Below are 15,304 nucleotides of genomic sequence, written 5' to 3'. Positions count from 1 at the left end.
AGCCGTGAATCTCGGGGTTGAGCTTACACTCAATTTTCGCAGATTAAGTTAATAATTTTGAATCTAGATAGTCTACTCAATGAAGCTTTTTACGAGGAAACAATTTAGCCGAAGCAGGCTAAAATTATTGAGAACCATTCGCATTATTTTGGAGTGTTTGCTTAGTTGGCAATAACTATCAGTTAGACAAAGCTTCTGTAAAAACAACGGGCAGAAATGGTCAACATAAATTGTACCTTTACCAGTTACCCGTTGTTCAACAAAGTTCTATCGAGACATATTTTATGCTTTTGATAACACAGCGATAAAATATGCTGGAGAGTGCTCGAAGCTATTCAAGGATACCTTGAGTTGATAATCCTTATCTGTTTTTGTTTGTGAGTGGCCATGAGAAGTACTCTGATCATTTGAGATTTTTTCTGCGGAATAGTTAAACGCGCAACTAAAGCAGTTCTTTTCACTATAAGGACACTCAATACCAATAGCGAATTCATTTAATTCTTCTCCAGTTACGGGATCGTTGATGGTAAATGAAAACCCAGCTTGCGTGCCAATTAGAGCGCCTTCCTTTTTAGAAGTTGACACAAGCCCTGCAAATCTGCAAGAGTCATTAGGATCAGATTTATTTTCAACCATGCCCGGTATCAAACTCGTATAAACGAGACACTTACCATGTTTGTCATGTCGATGAAGGTACTTGATGTCTTCGCCAGTATTATTGACGACATAAAGAATACACTGTGCTGACTTATCAAAAAACCAAAGGATAGGGATCACAAGTGCAATAAATGTTGCGACTACGATGTCTAGGATTTCAGCTACTTCTTCACTATCAGCAAGTAGCTCATCAATCATTTCTTCCATTAACTGCTTGGTGAGCTTTCCCTCATCTTTAATGAGCTTTTTCTTCAGTTGTTCACACATTTTATTAGTAATTGCAGCGACTTCATGTTTAATAAAAACTGCAGTAACCTGCTGTGATGTAGGGTTTGGAGGAAGATCTTTAAGTGCAGCAGACAACGTGAGTAACTGCTTACAGCAGGTTTCTATTTCATCACCCTCTGCAGAATTCATCTTTTCAAACATTTCAGATGTGATGGCAATTGCACCCTGATTACTAGGTTGATCAGTAGAAGAAAGTGATAAGAGCATCTCATTTTGAACGTCATAGAGTTGTTCAGCCGTCTGTGCTTGCTCAAACTTTTCCGCCCAATTCGGAAATACGTTTTCAAAACTGGTTTTTAGGTCTGCAATAATGTTTTCATATACGCTCATGGTTTTTCCTTAATGACTTTGGTTAATATCATTTTTAGAATAGTTGAGCGTCTAAAAAATCGTAATTACACGTTGTTACAGGTTATTACAGTATCGATTGGTGTAAAAAATGCAAAAAGAAATAGGCTCTATTACTTTTTGGTATTTGAGGTAAGTTATAATAGATTTTCCTGAAATATTCTTAGTTTTCTGACGGGGTTTCTGTGCTTTTTTACCAAGATTCGGTCATAGCTATGACGGTATGCGATTGTTACGAGCGTCAAAATAAATAAGAACGAAAGCAATGTGTATGCACAGCTTAGGAAAGTGCTATAACTTATTGAACAGGGTAAGGAAAAGTTGGTCGGCATAGCAGGATTTGAACCTGCGACCCCTGACACCCCATAGCAACTATAAATTACAGTTTAACAATCTGTTTTAAATAGATTTATTTTAAAATTGACTGTATATAAAAACAGTTGTTTTACCTGTTCTAGTACATTTTTTATGTTAGCTAAAACAATAAGTTAAGTTTTCAATTACCACCGAGTTTTTGATGTCCACTAAGCTCTGCATTTGATCATGAAGTAGAAATTTTAATCTGATGTCGCTTTATTTGTTGTTCGATAAAGCGCTCTGTATTTGATTTATCAAGGCTGAAAATTCTGGATTTAAAAGATAACGACATGTTATCTTTGAATTAACATTTAAAGTAACTCGAATTTTACAGGAATGATGATGTCATCAAAATCATTTAGCATTTCCTATGACGCGGAATCAACAAAAAAACACAGTATTAATGCCGAGCATCTAGGTGAGAGCCTTATAAACCTCTCTAGAGCAATAAAAAAAGCAGACAAAGCTCTGAATGGTGAGGAGTCATCAGTTGAAGTCAAGGTAAAAGCACACAAAAAGAGCTCATTTGAAGTCTCTTACGAGGTGATTCAGTTGCTCCGTGAAGCAAAAGATGTGCTTCAAATATTAGGGATAGGGGGAGCAGCTGGAGCCTTCGTCTCAGGAACGGTTATGGAGCTAATAAAGAAATATGGTTCCAAAAAAATGGTCTCGGTTAATAAACAACATAAAGGGAAGTCAATTATCAGTTTTGATGATGGGACAAAAGTAGAGTGTGAAAGAGAAGTTGAGACATTGCTCACGGATCCCGAATTTAGGAAAAATTTTGAAGAAGTATTCTATAGCCCAGTTCAAACACAAAAGGATGCAAAAATTCACATTAAAAATGAATCTGGTGATGTTATTGAGACAATTACTCGAGAAGACTCTGAAAGCTTTAAACGAATCAACACACGAGCCGTCGAATCCAAAGAGGAGACCAAAGTCACTCACATCCGCTTCGTTCAAGTAAATTTTGAAAGTGGCACAAAAGGGTGGAAAATGACTTTAAAAGATAACGATGCCCCTGTGCCCGTAAAAATTAATGATAATAGGTTTATCAATAAGATAGAGCGTAGCGAACAAGCGCTAGTAAAAAATGCTTTATTTGAAGTTAAGTTAAAAGTTAAAATTAACTATAACGTGGGAAGCTCGCCAAGATACACCTATACTATTGAAGAAGTCCTTAAACACATTGCCGCTAAAGAAAACAAATTACTATGAACCAAGACCTAGTCACGACTATTGCTGAATTGATGATATATATAGGGTTAATTATCTCCATCCCCTTTATGTATCGTTTTGGTCGTGCCTTTGGTAAGTATATTTCGGTAAAATGGGAGACTCGGCATCAAATCGTTTTAATAGACTCAAATGGTAATGAACATTTCTTTGAGTCTAAGGATAAAGTTGATAAGCGTAAGGTAATTGAGTTGTTGCAAGGAACTAATGACAAAGCAAATTAAACCAAATTCAACTATTACAGCGGGAGGATTATCAACTGCCGCAATTGGCGTGATAGAGAAGCTGTCCTTAGACGAGCCTCTGTCAGGATCCATGATTCTATTATGCCCTTTTTTAGTTTCAATGGTTGTATGGTTCATTACTCGTGTAATGGCCCGAATTGAACCTTTCAGTGAAGTGGAAGCTAAAGAGCTATCAAAGATAGGCAATGGCATCCGAGAATTGGATAGAATGATAAAAAAGGAATTAAATCAAGACGATTTGAAATTTTTGAAAGAAGAAAGAAAAAAGCTGATTTCGAGAAAAACAGAGATTCAGTTAAGTAAAAGTACTTCATAATTGTCTTAGCTCAGACGAGAGCTGACATTTAGTTTGTAGGTGTTCTATTAGCCCTTATGGTTTTTGCCGGCTGATAATATATTTGAAAGGGCATATTTCATGATTGCTATCTGCGAAGGACGCGAAAAATCCATTAAAGCAATTACCGTTATTCTTTAGCATTAAACTCAAACTGTCTCGTTCAATATGTGGGCAGTACTCATTCCGCCAGCGACATTTCTACCCAGTCTCTATGGTTTTTTGTTTAAACCTTGGTTGATTCAGCGTCTGTGCGCGCCGTTCTCGCCTGTGGTCTTTACCTGCATGTGAATTACACGCACCATAACCCACATTTATATAAGTCTATTTGACTGCGAATGCTTCCATTCCTTACTAAAAAAGATGGGTTGGGCTGGCTATATGACTAGTTTTAAGCCAAAGAACTTTGAAAGGGGTTTTTGTAGGTTTCTTGAAGGGAGCTAGTTTTACTCTTTAAACTACATGTAGTGTCAATATCTATTTCAAGAGACGATATGTTGTGTTTTTGCTGTTATATCTACAAATTTGTGTAGAAAAAAATCAATTAAACTTTTTTTTCATTTTTGCTGAAAAGTCCCATCTTTTTGTTGATTTTTCTTAGTAGTCAAATAGATGAACGGTCATAGGTTGGTGGCTACTAACATAAATAAATTATACCAAACTTATCCACAATTGCGCCTAAGTTGTTCTCTTGCAAAATTTTCCCTAGCCCTCTATCTTATTGGTATCGGATAAAAAACGCGCATAAAATGCTATTTGAAATTTTTATGGTAGGACTATCCGGCGTGAGAGAATGGAAGTAGGCACTATGTTGGGGCATAGTGCCATCACGAAAAGGTTCTTGTTGAGCACACCTTTTCTTTGATTCACAGACCAAAGATTATATCAAAGTTGATGTATCAGCAAGGTTGTTTTTAAACTTGATGAAGGAGTTTTTGAATTGAAAGTAAATTTTTCAATCGAAATTTCTGATGCTGTAATGATAAGCTTTTATCAATTTCTTATTGCATCAACCACTTTGGTTCGCTTTTGGCCGTGGCATTAATACTATGTTTAGTCATTCATAAAGGGGCGTGAGCCCCTTTCTTTGGTCAATATATTGATCATGTGCTGAATGAGGTCTAGATCACCAACTCCGCCAACGGTACTTCTACCCAATCTCTGTGGTTCTCTGTATACACCTTGGTTGATTTAGCGTCTGTGTGCGCCATTCTCGCTTGTGGGTCTATGCCTGATTGTGAATATAAGAAAGCCGATAGAGCGCGTATTTCATGAAAAGTAGGGCGCTTGGACTTGGGTAAGTGTTTGTACAAACCAATGCTGTCTCGCACGTCGCTGAACTTTTTGCTTAGGTACGACGGGTTAAACTGTGTGGCGTGGGTGCATTCTTGGCTGACTATGTTGTAGTTAGTAGCACGTTTGTGGACCACATAAGGCGAAAAAAACAGGTCTTTTTTGCTCATATCAATAATGTCTTTTATCGCTTGGCCAATGGGTATTGCAACGTGCGCAGCTTCTTTGTTTTTAACTTTTTGACGGTGAATGTATAACGTGCCGTAAACTTTACCGCCGTTTTGCATTTGTGGTTCTTTAAACCAAACGCACCCGCAGCGATTTGGCATTGGCTTGCTCAGCTTGTATTCAATTCGTGATATTTCTAGCGCGGCATGAGTGGTTTGTAATGCCAAATCCATTGCTACTTTTATATTAAGTGGGGCAGCAGCATAAATACGTTTAAAGTCGTCGGGTGTTAACCTAACTCGCTGCTTTTCCTCTTTAGGTTTGGTTTTTTTGAGCTTGGCAGGGTTTTTTGTCATTAGCCCTTCGTCCATCGCATAGGCAAAGATTTTACCTAAAAACGAAATTTTGCGGTTTGTAACCTGGTTGCTAGCCCCGTCATGAAAGGTATATAAATACTCGTTTACATGCGTTAGTTCTATGTCTTTTGGGTGCGTCTCGGCGAAGAACTTTTTAGCTCGTTCTATATCATTCATGAGTGTTTTCATGGTGTCGTGTGCGGGCTTTTCCTCGTCGATTATCCTTGTTTGGATCTTATCTAAGTAAGCTGCTAGTGCTTCTTGTTTTGGTGCAGAGCGAGTAATAAGCGCCTCTATACCTTGTTTGTTCCCGCCACGCATACGCATATTGTACTCTTGCGCTATGGCGATAGCCTCAGCACGGTTATAGCCGAGCGAAACCCGCTCACCATTTATCAGCTTAAATCTAAAGCCTTTATTGGCATCGTGATAAAGGTGTGCGGGTAAGTCGCTATTTTTATAGTGTCTACGTTTAGGGCTCATCACTAGCAGCTCATTCTGATCAATTTATCAACGGCGTTTGACACGTTTTGAGACACCCCAAAACGCTGATCTTCAAACACATACATTTTTTTCCCAACGATACGCCCCTGGATCTCGCCGTTATCCATTAAGCGTCTAATGGTTTCTAGCGACGGTGCGCTACCTTCTACAAATTCGCGCGATAACCAGTCGCGTACTTTCATTAATTTGGGGGTCATAACAACTCCTTAAGTGTTTAAATCAGGACATCACTTACCACTTATATAAAGTGTTACCTCAAATAAGGCTTACACTTCACTTCATCTAATTTGTCTCTAACTTGAGTTAGTATAAGTAAGCTATCTTGAATCTGTTGGGGTTGAGAGAGCAGCTGATACTTAGATAAAAAACCATGACCTTTGCGTGTCGTTTTAAATAAATTTTCTGGTGAAAAGTTACGCTTATCACCATCTTTGAAGCGTACGACCTCATATTCTTTTAATGGTCCAAAGTGATGTTCGTAAACGAGGCGTTGCTTGGCCTGCCAAACATTTGGTTCTTTAATTTTTACAAGAACGTAGCCGTTTTCAGTACGTTCTGAACCCAGCGGTACGGCTGTACAATGCGGATCTCCTTTTTTAAACGCCGTTTTATTTACTTTATAGCCAACTTTTTTATTGAGCTTCGCACTGTTTTTGATGCCGTGTTTAGCGAGTACGTTTTTAAACTGAACCAATGTTAAAGTTAATTTATATCTCACATTAAACATGTTTAATAACGCTGAAGCTGTATGGGTTTGATACTGACTATCAAGCCAGCTTACTTGATCATTACTCAGTTGAAACTTAAATTGGCCTTTGGTTGTTGTTGGAGTGGCTTTTTTAAAGTTAAGATTTCGCAAAATATTGATAAATTGAGATTGAGTAAAATCACTCTCAAATTGCTTCATAAAACCAAGCCTTAACTCATTGATGGTAGTTGAATCAAACCGCTCGGTTATCCAATCCTGTTGCTCTTTAGTTAAGTTAAACTTTTTATCTCTTGGTTTTTTGGTCACAACCGAAATCTTGTGTTTTTGCATTATGGCCAAAAGCTGGCGCTCTGTTTTATTCTGACCAAAATGCGTGTTGAATTGCTGAGCAACTCCTGTCATATCAAAATGCTTAGTTGCTCTTTCAAGAAACGCTCTGTGCTCCTCACTGTAAACGAACATTACTTACCACCCCCCACTTGCAGCATCTTAGGCATGTTGGTTCGGCCATACTCAATTTTCATTTCCTCTGCCTTAAGCGCTAAAGCTGCGTTACTTATTGCTGACTTAGCAACTTTGTCTATTGCATCAGTTCTTGTCACTTCATGTTTTAATTGTTCGTCAGTTAGGTCTGGATTAGATAATCTTTCTAACTGTGCGAACAAATGGTCGTTTAATGCTCCTAAGCTCATGCTGCTTGCTCCCTTTTTGCTGGCTTATTAATTAAGGGGACTGCAAACACTGCTCGAGGGCCATCTTCGTTTTCGTAGATTGAAAGAAGGAATGAACCGTCATGCTCACAAACAGGATTCCAGTCGCTAATATCGGCGTCACCATCTGCAAAATAGCGCTCGAGCCGTTCATTGCTAAAGTAGTCTTCAAAGTGCAAAAACTTTAGCCGGTAACCTTGTTGAAGTGTGTAATGGTTAATCTCGGCTAATGTGTTCATTTCATCCCATGCTGGCCAGTTAGGATGATCCCAGTAACCATGTTCGTCTTTCACCACTTCAACCGGCGATAACGGTTTTGCCTTGGGGAGAGAGTCAAGCAACATCTGAGTGTCAGAGTCTGATCCAATTGTATATTGGCGAATAGCCGACTCCATTTTATGTGACATATTGGCTAGCTCATACATCGCGCTCACCACCCAGCTGTGTGGCACAAATTGAGCTGCTTGAATTTCTGTTTTTGGTAAATAATCGTGTTCTTCTAACTGGCCTGCGCGCAGTGCTGCTTTGCTGATAATTTCTTTAATCATATTAGGTGTCATTGTAGCTCTCCTACCAAGGTTTTAGTCCAAGCGCTATTCGCCGCTTGTTCCATTTGGCTACTAAATTCGTAGCCTCTCGTTTGTCACTGGCGTCAGGCTTGTCTTTGCCTTTGTACCACGCCAATTGCAATGCGGTGGCGGTAATAATGTCCATGTTGAATTATCTACTCCTTAACAGTTAAAAGAGGTGTGCCCTTGTGGGGGCACGTCTCTGGTGCTACATGGAGAAATAGTTACCGCTTTCTACTCTGCTAACCTGTACAGCAGCGTAGATAAAAATCCTGTTCTTGAGGTAGGTGTTGGTTGTGCTTCTATTTGCTCTTGTTCGGAGTATTGATCGCACAACATTTGTATTTGTTCGTTAACCTCATTTAGCTCTTTTAGTGCTTCTGCTTTGTTGATATGGATGTTCTTGTTGAGCAGTGTTTTGGTCTTGCTTACACCAGAAAAGTCTGGGTCTAGATACACCATTACCCCTACCATTTGCATCGTAGGATATGTGTTAATGCACACATGCACCCGCGGGTGAGGTGTTATGCCTAATGTTATCATTTGTAAAATGGCGCGTTTAATTTCTGTTTCCATGCTGTACAATCCTTAGTTGCTCAAAGTATTAGCTTTGTTTGTGAATCAACACATCGACCATTTGAGTGCGCGGAAATGTCATCAGCGAAACTGAGATTGATGGATGAGGCTTAAGCGAAAGAAGTGTCAACAAAGTGGCTAGCTGTTTAGATAACTTATTTTTCATTTTTTACTCAGTGTTGTATATTTGCAATAGTCAAGGTTAGAATAGAGTCTAAATTGCAAATGTGCAACTTTAAATTGTGCAAATGCAAAATAAATTTCAAGTTACTTTACATGCTTACATATATGAATATAATGTTAACCTTGGGTTTACTTTTGCTTGACTCCTATTTAGGCAATATAATGCGAGTGCAACAATTTAACGACTTAGGAGAGGAAATTGATGAAGCAAATTAATGTAGAACAACTAGCTAAAGTTTTTGGGGGAGGTAACGGGAATGGTAATGAACCAGCTGCTACTGCGGGTACTTACTCTTTTGTACCGCCACCTGCTAAAGCTGAAAGTGACGGAAATTAAATCAAGGGTGAATGATGGAATGGCAAGGATTTGAACTCTTACTGTTTAGGGTTGGAAATTCGTTAGTTTTAATAAGTTTTCTAGCTCTATTGATCGGAAATGTAAAAAAAGGTTTTTGCAAGTCAACCCAATTAAGTTTAGCAGTTTTGATCCTTGCTAATTTTTTAATGGATTTGTCTGAGCCATTAATCTTATCAATTGGTGATGTAGGATTTAGGCGAACCATGTGGTACACAACGTTTGTCATATTTAACACGTTCGCAATAATATCAATTTACGCATCTCACGCTATTACAAGAGTCAAATTGTCTAAAATATCAATAACAATAGGCCTCTCATTTTTAGCCTTGAGTTCCATACAAATATTGCGCTACTTTGATAGGATGATCATTGGTACAGATGTCTTAGGGCCAATTTATAAGAGCTCAATTGTCTCAATAAATGTTTGTGTTGTCTTAGTTGTTGTTTGTTTTACAGCAAAACACCTAATTGTTAAAAAAGATAGGGATGAGTCATGTTCGTACTAATAATGGGATTTTGCCTTGCGGTATCCTTGCTGTTTTTCATGCTTTCTCTACGCAAAAGTGTCTATTATGATGCTTCTATAGAGAGTAAATCTTATATAGAAGTTGTTGTTCCTCTCTGCGAACTTGTTGAGGAAGAAGTGAATAACCCTAATCTAGGCTGCATCCAAAAGCTCAAGGATATCAAATCAAAAGCCGTTGTTATAAAGGGTGAGGTTGAGGCACCTATGATCAATATGGCATCTAGTAATGTCGTGGCTCTTCCAACAGCAATTAGCAGAGAGCTTAAAACACCTTTCACAAAGAAATAGATTAAAATTAAAGACAACAGCAAGAGGGTGAAGCCGATAGTTTGAATGTTAAAGAAACTTTACTTGTAATCTAAAGCGCATGAATACGAAAATAGATATTGGCAACAGAATCAAAGAGACGCGAGAAGGTATTGGCTTAAAGAAGTCAGATATAGCTCGCGCTTTGAATGTTAGCCATCAGTCAGTGCAGCAATGGGAAAGTGGACAAACTTCTCCAAGAGGCGAAAGGATGTCAAGATTGGCAGCCTTCCTCGGCGTACCCATTGAGTTCTTGGCTTTTGGTAAATCCGAGGAGCCATTAGAATCAGCATATAACACAGTTGACGGGAAGTCAGCTGAGCTGCTTATGAAGAATGTCGGTAAAGCGTTTAGAAAAACCTTATTCGAAATATCGGATATTGGTTGGGTTTCAGTGAAAGAAAGTATTGATGTTGATATGCTTTCTGATGTGATGATCAGGAATCTTCAAAAAAGCTTCGAAAACTCTGATTAAAAACCTTTCCATAATAGATCTAAAAACACAATTGCGCGCTAAACTATCTCCTTTCGTCAGCTATTTTACGCTGGTTTTCTCATAATCAGAACTTTCGATATTGTTAGTTAATAAAGAACCACTTTCTGTTTCCAAAAATTTTGCTAATGCAATGTCGGCTAGCAGCTCTAATGTAACAATATCTTTAGTTACTTCTAACCACCCTAACTGTCCAGTCTCAATAACAAATCTCTGAATCGATTGAATGTAATCTTTCTTCAAGCTTTCTGGATGTGACAAAGCTTCACTTTGTTTTGGAGGGAATTCAGGATTTAAAAGTGCGGATTCTGTAATTAGGAAATGATTATCGAATAGGTTTATAGCTTTTGAGATCTCAGAAAGCTTGCCAAGAGAAACGTTCACAGCCCCCGCGCCCTTTAAATGCATATTTAATAGGCGTGTTAAATAAGAGTAATCCAAAGGTATACCATTTTCTTGTGCTTTTGTGGCGAATGCCTTTGCATTAATGCCTTTATCTTTCAAGAAAGAGGCTAAGTTTCGACTTAGTAATAAATTTGGATCATCCATCTACATTTAGCCCTAAACGTATTCATTTCAAAATATCTAGCTGGTATTTGGCTAGAGTCGAAAAACATTGTTGCATAAGTGCAATTACAAACTGAATTTGTCTAAAAGTCAAATTGGACTTGAATAGTTGTTTATATGCAACTAATATTGCATAAACACAACGCTCGGAGACTTAATGATCGACATCTGCAAAATTCGCTCTTTTTTACAACGCAAGATTGAGAATAGAGAGCTCAAGGCATTTTGCGTTGAAACAGGGCTAGATCACAACTGGACTTATAGAGTCGGAACGGGGCTTATTAAGTTAGATGGTTATGCGCGAGTGAAAGCTAACTTAGAGTTATTAAGTAATGCCATACAAACTCATCCTGAGCAACATGATACCGTTCATAGCAATCCTACACCTATAAATGATGATGAGGAAATGCTTAAGCAGTAAAGAGTAGAGCCAAAGGTTACTCGGTAATGTCGGCACCAAGTATATCGAGCAGTGCTTCTGTGTTCATCGAAGCGACTTGAGCTAGAGGGAGCTTATGTTTTTGCACGATGTAGTGCTGGATGGCCTCAAACCATCCGTCAAGGCGATAGCTAGCGTAGTCGTCCTGTTCTACTAGTTTTTTGCCGAACATATAAAGGCTGAACTCAGCGGCGGCACGAGCTTTAAGTGAATTGGGGTTTGGTTGGGAGTTTGTACGATTATGGTGTGAGTATTGAGTCATTAAACAATTCCTTTTTGTTGATGTCCTTTACGTATTAAGCATAGCAGAGAGATTCGGATTTTTGTAAACGATTAAATTAATGAAATTGGAGGAGTGATGACAGATTTTGCAAGCCATGTGATTGACCAACTTAATTTAAAAGATAGTGGAGCAAATAGCGTTGGAACAATCACTTATATAAGTGATGGTCAACAAGTAACAACGGCTTTAATGCAATATGAACTCGACTTTATTTTTAAGAAAAGACAAGAGATTAAAAATGCGCTGCAGAGCTTTGAGGCAAAAGCAGCACTGTGCAAAAGCCAAGCTGAATTGCTTGGCAATGTTGAACGCACTATTGAGCCAATTAGCTGTCGCGACTAAATAGTTTTGATGCAAAGCTAGGTGCTTTGAATGATTCTTGTTCTTTATTAATGAGGAACACTTCGTCGTTATCTTGCCTAAGCACGTGCTGTGCGTTTGATGGAGATAGCATGAACTTGTGATTAATTGCATCGAGTCCTTTTTCGGTTATTGAGTAATTTAATAAGACTGTTGGAATTGAAGTGAAGTCCAAAGAGGCATGTTTAAGGCAAATGTAGTTTTCCTGATGAAGCCATTCAAGGGTGGGCTCAAGCACGTTTATAGCAGTATCGACAGCATGATCAAATGAGTATTTGCTGAATGCCGTCCAAAACTTAGAGTTGTTGTTTATGTATACATCGAGAGGAAACTGCTCTGCTGCATGGTGGAGAATAAATGTAGAAAATGCGGTAAATGCATATTCATGGTCTTCTTTTTGGATATTTTGCATGTGGTTCATGGTTAGTCCTTTTCGTTTGTTGATGTTGTTTGTTCGCACTTGCAGATTAGCAGACGTAAGGGGTTTTTAAAATGCACATGTTAGCCGGTTTACTAAATGAGATGAGGATTGCAAGTGGCTGTTAGCAATAAAGAAATTATAGTGGTAGATACCGAAACACTAGATACATCGCCAAGTGCGGTGGTGTTAACTGTATCTGCTGTGCGGGTATCTTTGGATACTGGTTTGAGCCTGCCTGTTAATGACGGTGTGCTCAATGAGGTTGGTGAAAACATTCTGCATATTATGCCAAATGTGACTGAGCAGCTGCTTAGTGGACGGACGACATCAGCCGGGACTATTGCTTGGTGGAATGGCCAGAGCAATCAAGCAAAACAAAGTGTTTTAAGTGGTAGCACTATGTTACTTGCAGATGCGCTGGCTTTACTTACGGCATTTATTGGAGACGCCCAAGTGTTTTGCCGTGGTACTGATTTTGATCCGCCTATTCTCGCGAGTTTATATAAAAGCGCGGGTTTAAAAGCGCCATGGAAGTATAACCAGGTGCGCGACGTTAGAACGTTTATTGATGCGCTCAGTGGTGGCACTAAGGGCTACCTAGAAAATTGGGAGCAGCCTAGTTGGTTGGTGCCTCATCACTCTTTACACGATTGCATTAGAGATGCAATGCAGATGGTGGAAGTGAGTAAGGGGCAATGTGTAACTGTACCAATGGATTAAGTAATTGATTGGTACAAATAGGAGGAAGGGGTATGCACCCTAATAATTTTACGGTTACGGCAGTTACTGATGATGGCGAAACGGTGACGGCGCCATTGGTCTGTGTGGATTTTAGCTCTTTAAACCATGAAACGGAGTTGGTGAAAGTGGATATGCCGGATAAAAGCATCCGGTGGGTTGCATGGGAAACGGTGAGAGTTAAGGGCCAAATTCCATTTGAGGACGAGGCGCAATTAAAGTTGATGGGTACGCAAATTGCGCTGCTTGAAAGTAAACGTGCAGCGCATTTGAAGCGTTTGGGCATTGTGGGTGTTTAGAGCCAATCATCGAATGGGTTTTCACCGATATTTGGCAGTGGGGCACCTTTCTCGAGCCATTCAAGACCTAACTTTGTCAATACGATATTGCCGAGGACGTTTTTGCTTGGTCGCGTGTAGCCCTCTTCGAGAAAGAAGTTTACTACTTCTTTTAGTGCGATGATTTCGTGGTCTGGGGTGTTTTGTCCGTCAGGTGGGTTATGAACGACTTCGTATGATGGTTTTATGCTATTTGGAAAAGTATTGAGTAGTTGCTCAAGTAGTGGTTTTGCATGTTTTTGAAATAGGTCGTCGTATTGCGGCATGAGTATTCCTCCGTGTTGTGGAGTTTTAATAGTAGTCAATATTTTCGATTGAGGAGAAAGCGATGTTTGAAAATTTATATGAGCGTTACCCAGGACATATGCCGGGTAAAAACAAGCCGCAGGCGACACCGCCCGTAAGTAAAGAAGAAAAGCCCACCCCAAAGGGGTAGGCCGACAAACAAAAACCCGCAAACCTTGTTTGGCGACGCGGCTTTGCGGGTTTAAGTATGACGGAGGTTAGTATGACATGTTTGGTTGATTTAGCAACAGGAGTGGCGTGATGAGCATGGAGCTTATGGTTCTGGCAATGAAAACTCACGTTGGAAGCCATGCAAGAAAGTTAGTGTTGATTAAGCTTGCTGATAATGCCTGTGATAAAGGAGAGTGTTGGCCGTCTTATCAGCATATTGCTGATCAATGTGAGATGTCTAAACGTTCTGCTATGCGCCACATCGATAAGTTAGTAGAAGATGGGCTCATTAGAAAAGAAGTGCGAAAAGGTGGGATAAAGGGAAATAGGTCTAATGTGTACTTTTTGGAAAGAGAAATGCTATTAAGTAGTATGATCCAGCCAACTACCCCTAGTGACAAATTGTCACTAGGGGTAGTGTCAGAAAGTCACCCCCCTAGTGACACCGTGACACCACCCCCTAGTGACATTGTGTCACCCAGAACCAGTCACTCTTTAGATCCAGTCAAAGAACCAATAAAAAATAAATCAAAAAATTTGGATTTTTCTGTTTGGCCTGAAATGCCCTCGAACCAAACATTGGACGATTGGCTGGCAATGCGAAAGCGGATGAAGGCGGATGTAACTCAAACTGTGATCAACCGGCTGGCGCCTCAATTGACGATTGCGTTTAACAAAGGGGTGAGCGTTGATGACTGTTTGGGCGAGTGCGTAGTACGAAATTGGCGTGGGTTTGAGTTTGATTGGCTGAGTGACGAGATTAAGGCTCGGGGTTTAGGGCGTTTGCGGGCTAATCAGCATCGTTCATCTGACTTTGAGCAGTCTGGCCAAATTACTAATCACTCGAGTCGCAAGGATGTGAGTTTGGCTTTGCAGGCAGGAATGCCATTTAAGGCGTTACCAGAGCGGCATCAAAACGACTTAATTGGTGAGTGGCGAGCAGGGCGTTTACGGATTGAGTTGGTTTCGTTGCTTGAGAAGCAAAATGTTTTGCTGTGAGGCCGTTATGGGTAATTATCGTTTTGACCAAATCACTTTTAAAAATGCACTTAAGACAATTTTAGGTGCGAAATACAACGCTGCTGCGGCTGAAGCTAATGCTGAAAAAGCACGTGTACTTGCTGAGGTTGGCGGTGAGCCAAGTTTGCGTGATAAAAACCGAGCAGCTGCAGCTGGTAATCGTGTTATGGCTGAGTGGGCTAAGAATGCTGGTGTGCTTAGTGTGTCTGACTGGATTAAGAGCCAACGCTAATGATTGAAGCCGGTAACATTCTTAAATGCGCGCGTAAGCAGTCTGGTTTAAAGCAAGTGGATGCTGCTATTGCTTATGGTGTGTCTGAGCGAACGTATCAACGGTGGGAGAACAATGAGATCCAACCTAAGTTTGTGGACGTGGTTGGGCTAATTGAGGGAGTGTTTAAAGTTGAGTTTAGGGATTTGGTTGGATGATTAATTGAGTTATTATTAATCAGATAATTAAAGG

Annotated in this window: 25 protein-coding genes; 13 read left to right on the top strand and 12 right to left on the bottom strand. The window is 39.7% G+C overall.

Going from position 1 to position 15,304, the window contains the following annotated elements:
* Positions 1-282 precede the first annotated feature (282 nt).
* Positions 283-1,275: a hypothetical protein gene (locus J8Z24_RS18420; RefSeq protein ID WP_147391420.1), complete on the bottom strand. Its 993-nt coding sequence runs from the start codon at positions 1,273-1,275 to the stop codon at positions 283-285.
* A gap of 717 nt (positions 1,276-1,992) precedes the next feature.
* On the opposite strand from J8Z24_RS18420, the gene J8Z24_RS18415 reads away from it, so the two are divergent.
* Genes J8Z24_RS18415 through J8Z24_RS18405 form a run of 3 tightly spaced genes read left to right on the top strand, consistent with a single transcriptional unit; the run spans position 1,993 to position 3,450 of the window.
* A complete protein-coding gene (locus tag J8Z24_RS18415; RefSeq protein ID WP_252095961.1) occupies positions 1,993-2,871 on the top strand; it encodes an LAPAL motif-containing putative phage structural protein in 879 nt (292 codons plus the stop codon).
* On the top strand, positions 2,868-3,113 hold the full coding sequence (locus J8Z24_RS18410; protein ID WP_252095960.1) for a hypothetical protein: 246 nt from the start codon (positions 2,868-2,870) through the stop codon (positions 3,111-3,113). Before J8Z24_RS18415 ends, J8Z24_RS18410 begins: the two co-directional genes overlap by 4 nt.
* Positions 3,097-3,450: a hypothetical protein gene (locus J8Z24_RS18405; protein WP_252095959.1), complete on the top strand. Its 354-nt coding sequence runs from the start codon at positions 3,097-3,099 to the stop codon at positions 3,448-3,450. The genes J8Z24_RS18410 and J8Z24_RS18405 overlap by 17 nt, the downstream gene beginning before the upstream one ends.
* Before the next feature lie 1,139 nt (positions 3,451-4,589).
* Here the strand turns inward: J8Z24_RS18405 and J8Z24_RS18400 are convergent.
* The 7 genes from J8Z24_RS18400 to J8Z24_RS18370 form a co-directional block, all read right to left on the bottom strand.
* Positions 4,590-5,768 (bottom strand): phage integrase Arm DNA-binding domain-containing protein, encoded by a 1,179-nt coding sequence (locus J8Z24_RS18400; RefSeq protein ID WP_252095958.1) that lies wholly within the window; start codon positions 5,766-5,768, stop codon positions 4,590-4,592.
* 2 nt (positions 5,769-5,770) lie between these two features.
* On the bottom strand, positions 5,771-5,986 hold the full coding sequence (locus J8Z24_RS18395) for a hypothetical protein (RefSeq protein WP_138581919.1): 216 nt from the start codon (positions 5,984-5,986) through the stop codon (positions 5,771-5,773).
* Positions 5,987-6,039: 53 nt separating this feature from the next.
* A complete protein-coding gene (locus J8Z24_RS18390) occupies positions 6,040-6,960 on the bottom strand; it encodes an HNH endonuclease signature motif containing protein (protein ID WP_252095957.1) in 921 nt (306 codons plus the stop codon).
* Positions 6,960-7,190 (bottom strand): hypothetical protein, encoded by a 231-nt coding sequence (locus J8Z24_RS18385; protein ID WP_252095956.1) that lies wholly within the window; start codon positions 7,188-7,190, stop codon positions 6,960-6,962. The genes J8Z24_RS18390 and J8Z24_RS18385 overlap by 1 nt, the downstream gene beginning before the upstream one ends.
* Positions 7,187-7,768 carry a hypothetical protein gene (locus J8Z24_RS18380; protein ID WP_252095955.1) on the bottom strand — a complete coding sequence of 194 codons (582 nt, stop codon included), beginning with the start codon at positions 7,766-7,768 and terminating at the stop codon, positions 7,187-7,189. Before J8Z24_RS18380 ends, J8Z24_RS18385 begins: the two co-directional genes overlap by 4 nt.
* A 10-nt stretch (positions 7,769-7,778) precedes the next feature.
* A complete protein-coding gene (locus J8Z24_RS18375) occupies positions 7,779-7,922 on the bottom strand; it encodes a hypothetical protein (protein WP_252095953.1) in 144 nt (47 codons plus the stop codon).
* Between the two features lie 89 nt (positions 7,923-8,011).
* Positions 8,012-8,353, bottom strand: coding sequence for a hypothetical protein (locus J8Z24_RS18370; RefSeq protein WP_252095952.1), 342 nt, complete (start codon positions 8,351-8,353; stop codon positions 8,012-8,014).
* Between the two features lie 385 nt (positions 8,354-8,738).
* Here J8Z24_RS18370 and J8Z24_RS21865 point away from each other — a divergent pair, with 385 nt between their 5' ends.
* From J8Z24_RS21865 to J8Z24_RS18360, 3 genes are all read left to right on the top strand, one after another.
* Positions 8,739-8,873, top strand: coding sequence for a hypothetical protein (locus J8Z24_RS21865; RefSeq protein WP_286037153.1), 135 nt, complete (start codon positions 8,739-8,741; stop codon positions 8,871-8,873).
* A 514-nt stretch (positions 8,874-9,387) separates the two neighbouring features.
* Positions 9,388-9,708, top strand: a complete 321-nt coding sequence (locus J8Z24_RS18365; RefSeq protein ID WP_252095951.1) for a hypothetical protein — start codon at positions 9,388-9,390, stop codon at positions 9,706-9,708.
* A 79-nt stretch (positions 9,709-9,787) separates the two neighbouring features.
* On the top strand, positions 9,788-10,201 hold the full coding sequence (locus J8Z24_RS18360) for a helix-turn-helix domain-containing protein (protein ID WP_252095950.1): 414 nt from the start codon (positions 9,788-9,790) through the stop codon (positions 10,199-10,201).
* Positions 10,202-10,261: 60 nt separating this feature from the next.
* Here J8Z24_RS18360 and J8Z24_RS18355 read toward each other — a convergent pair whose 3' ends face one another.
* Positions 10,262-10,768, bottom strand: coding sequence for a hypothetical protein (locus J8Z24_RS18355; protein WP_252095949.1), 507 nt, complete (start codon positions 10,766-10,768; stop codon positions 10,262-10,264).
* 175 nt (positions 10,769-10,943) lie between these two features.
* Here J8Z24_RS18355 and J8Z24_RS18350 point away from each other — a divergent pair, with 175 nt between their 5' ends.
* Entirely contained in the window at positions 10,944-11,207 is a 264-nt protein-coding gene (locus tag J8Z24_RS18350) for a hypothetical protein (protein WP_252095948.1), read from the top strand.
* A 16-nt stretch (positions 11,208-11,223) separates the two neighbouring features.
* Here the strand turns inward: J8Z24_RS18350 and J8Z24_RS18345 are convergent, their stop codons facing one another.
* Positions 11,224-11,487, bottom strand: coding sequence for a hypothetical protein (locus J8Z24_RS18345; protein ID WP_252095947.1), 264 nt, complete (start codon positions 11,485-11,487; stop codon positions 11,224-11,226).
* 96 nt (positions 11,488-11,583) lie between these two features.
* Between J8Z24_RS18345 and J8Z24_RS18340 the strand changes: the two genes are divergently transcribed.
* Complete coding sequence (locus tag J8Z24_RS18340) at positions 11,584-11,850, top strand: hypothetical protein (protein WP_252095946.1); 267 nt, start codon at positions 11,584-11,586, stop codon at positions 11,848-11,850.
* Here the strand turns inward: J8Z24_RS18340 and J8Z24_RS18335 are convergent.
* On the bottom strand, positions 11,834-12,289 hold the full coding sequence (locus J8Z24_RS18335; protein WP_252095945.1) for a hypothetical protein: 456 nt from the start codon (positions 12,287-12,289) through the stop codon (positions 11,834-11,836). The genes J8Z24_RS18340 and J8Z24_RS18335 overlap by 17 nt on opposite strands.
* Positions 12,290-12,403: 114 nt before the next feature.
* Here J8Z24_RS18335 and J8Z24_RS18330 point away from each other — a divergent pair, with 114 nt between their 5' ends.
* Positions 12,404-13,009 carry a 3'-5' exonuclease gene (locus J8Z24_RS18330; RefSeq protein WP_252095944.1) on the top strand — a complete coding sequence of 202 codons (606 nt, stop codon included), beginning with the start codon at positions 12,404-12,406 and terminating at the stop codon, positions 13,007-13,009.
* Positions 13,010-13,041: 32 nt separating this feature from the next.
* Complete coding sequence (locus tag J8Z24_RS18325; RefSeq protein WP_252095943.1) at positions 13,042-13,326, top strand: hypothetical protein; 285 nt, start codon at positions 13,042-13,044, stop codon at positions 13,324-13,326.
* On the opposite strand, the gene J8Z24_RS18320 is transcribed toward J8Z24_RS18325, so the two are convergent.
* Positions 13,323-13,631: a hypothetical protein gene (locus J8Z24_RS18320; RefSeq protein ID WP_252095942.1), complete on the bottom strand. Its 309-nt coding sequence runs from the start codon at positions 13,629-13,631 to the stop codon at positions 13,323-13,325. The two genes, J8Z24_RS18325 and J8Z24_RS18320, sit on opposite strands and share 4 nt — an antisense overlap.
* A gap of 280 nt (positions 13,632-13,911) precedes the next feature.
* Here J8Z24_RS18320 and J8Z24_RS18315 point away from each other — a divergent pair, with 280 nt between their 5' ends.
* Genes J8Z24_RS18315 through J8Z24_RS18305 form a run of 3 tightly spaced genes read left to right on the top strand, consistent with a single transcriptional unit; the run spans position 13,912 to position 15,270 of the window.
* The gene (locus J8Z24_RS18315; protein ID WP_252095941.1) at positions 13,912-14,820 is read left to right on the top strand and encodes a helix-turn-helix domain-containing protein; all 909 of its coding nucleotides are present in this window, start codon (positions 13,912-13,914) and stop codon (positions 14,818-14,820) included.
* Positions 14,821-14,827: 7 nt separating this feature from the next.
* On the top strand, positions 14,828-15,073 hold the full coding sequence (locus tag J8Z24_RS18310) for a hypothetical protein (RefSeq protein ID WP_252095940.1): 246 nt from the start codon (positions 14,828-14,830) through the stop codon (positions 15,071-15,073).
* Positions 15,073-15,270 (top strand): helix-turn-helix transcriptional regulator, encoded by a 198-nt coding sequence (locus tag J8Z24_RS18305; RefSeq protein WP_138581935.1) that lies wholly within the window; start codon positions 15,073-15,075, stop codon positions 15,268-15,270. Before J8Z24_RS18310 ends, J8Z24_RS18305 begins: the two co-directional genes overlap by 1 nt.
* Positions 15,271-15,304 lie beyond the last annotated feature (34 nt).

Origin of the sequence: Pseudoalteromonas sp. SCSIO 43201 (genome assembly GCF_023716725.1) — a bacterium.
GTDB classification, from domain to species: domain Bacteria; phylum Pseudomonadota; class Gammaproteobacteria; order Enterobacterales; family Alteromonadaceae; genus Pseudoalteromonas; species Pseudoalteromonas peptidolytica.
Note: the sequence above shows the minus strand (reverse complement) of the source record. Positions and strands in the feature narration are given on the sequence as shown.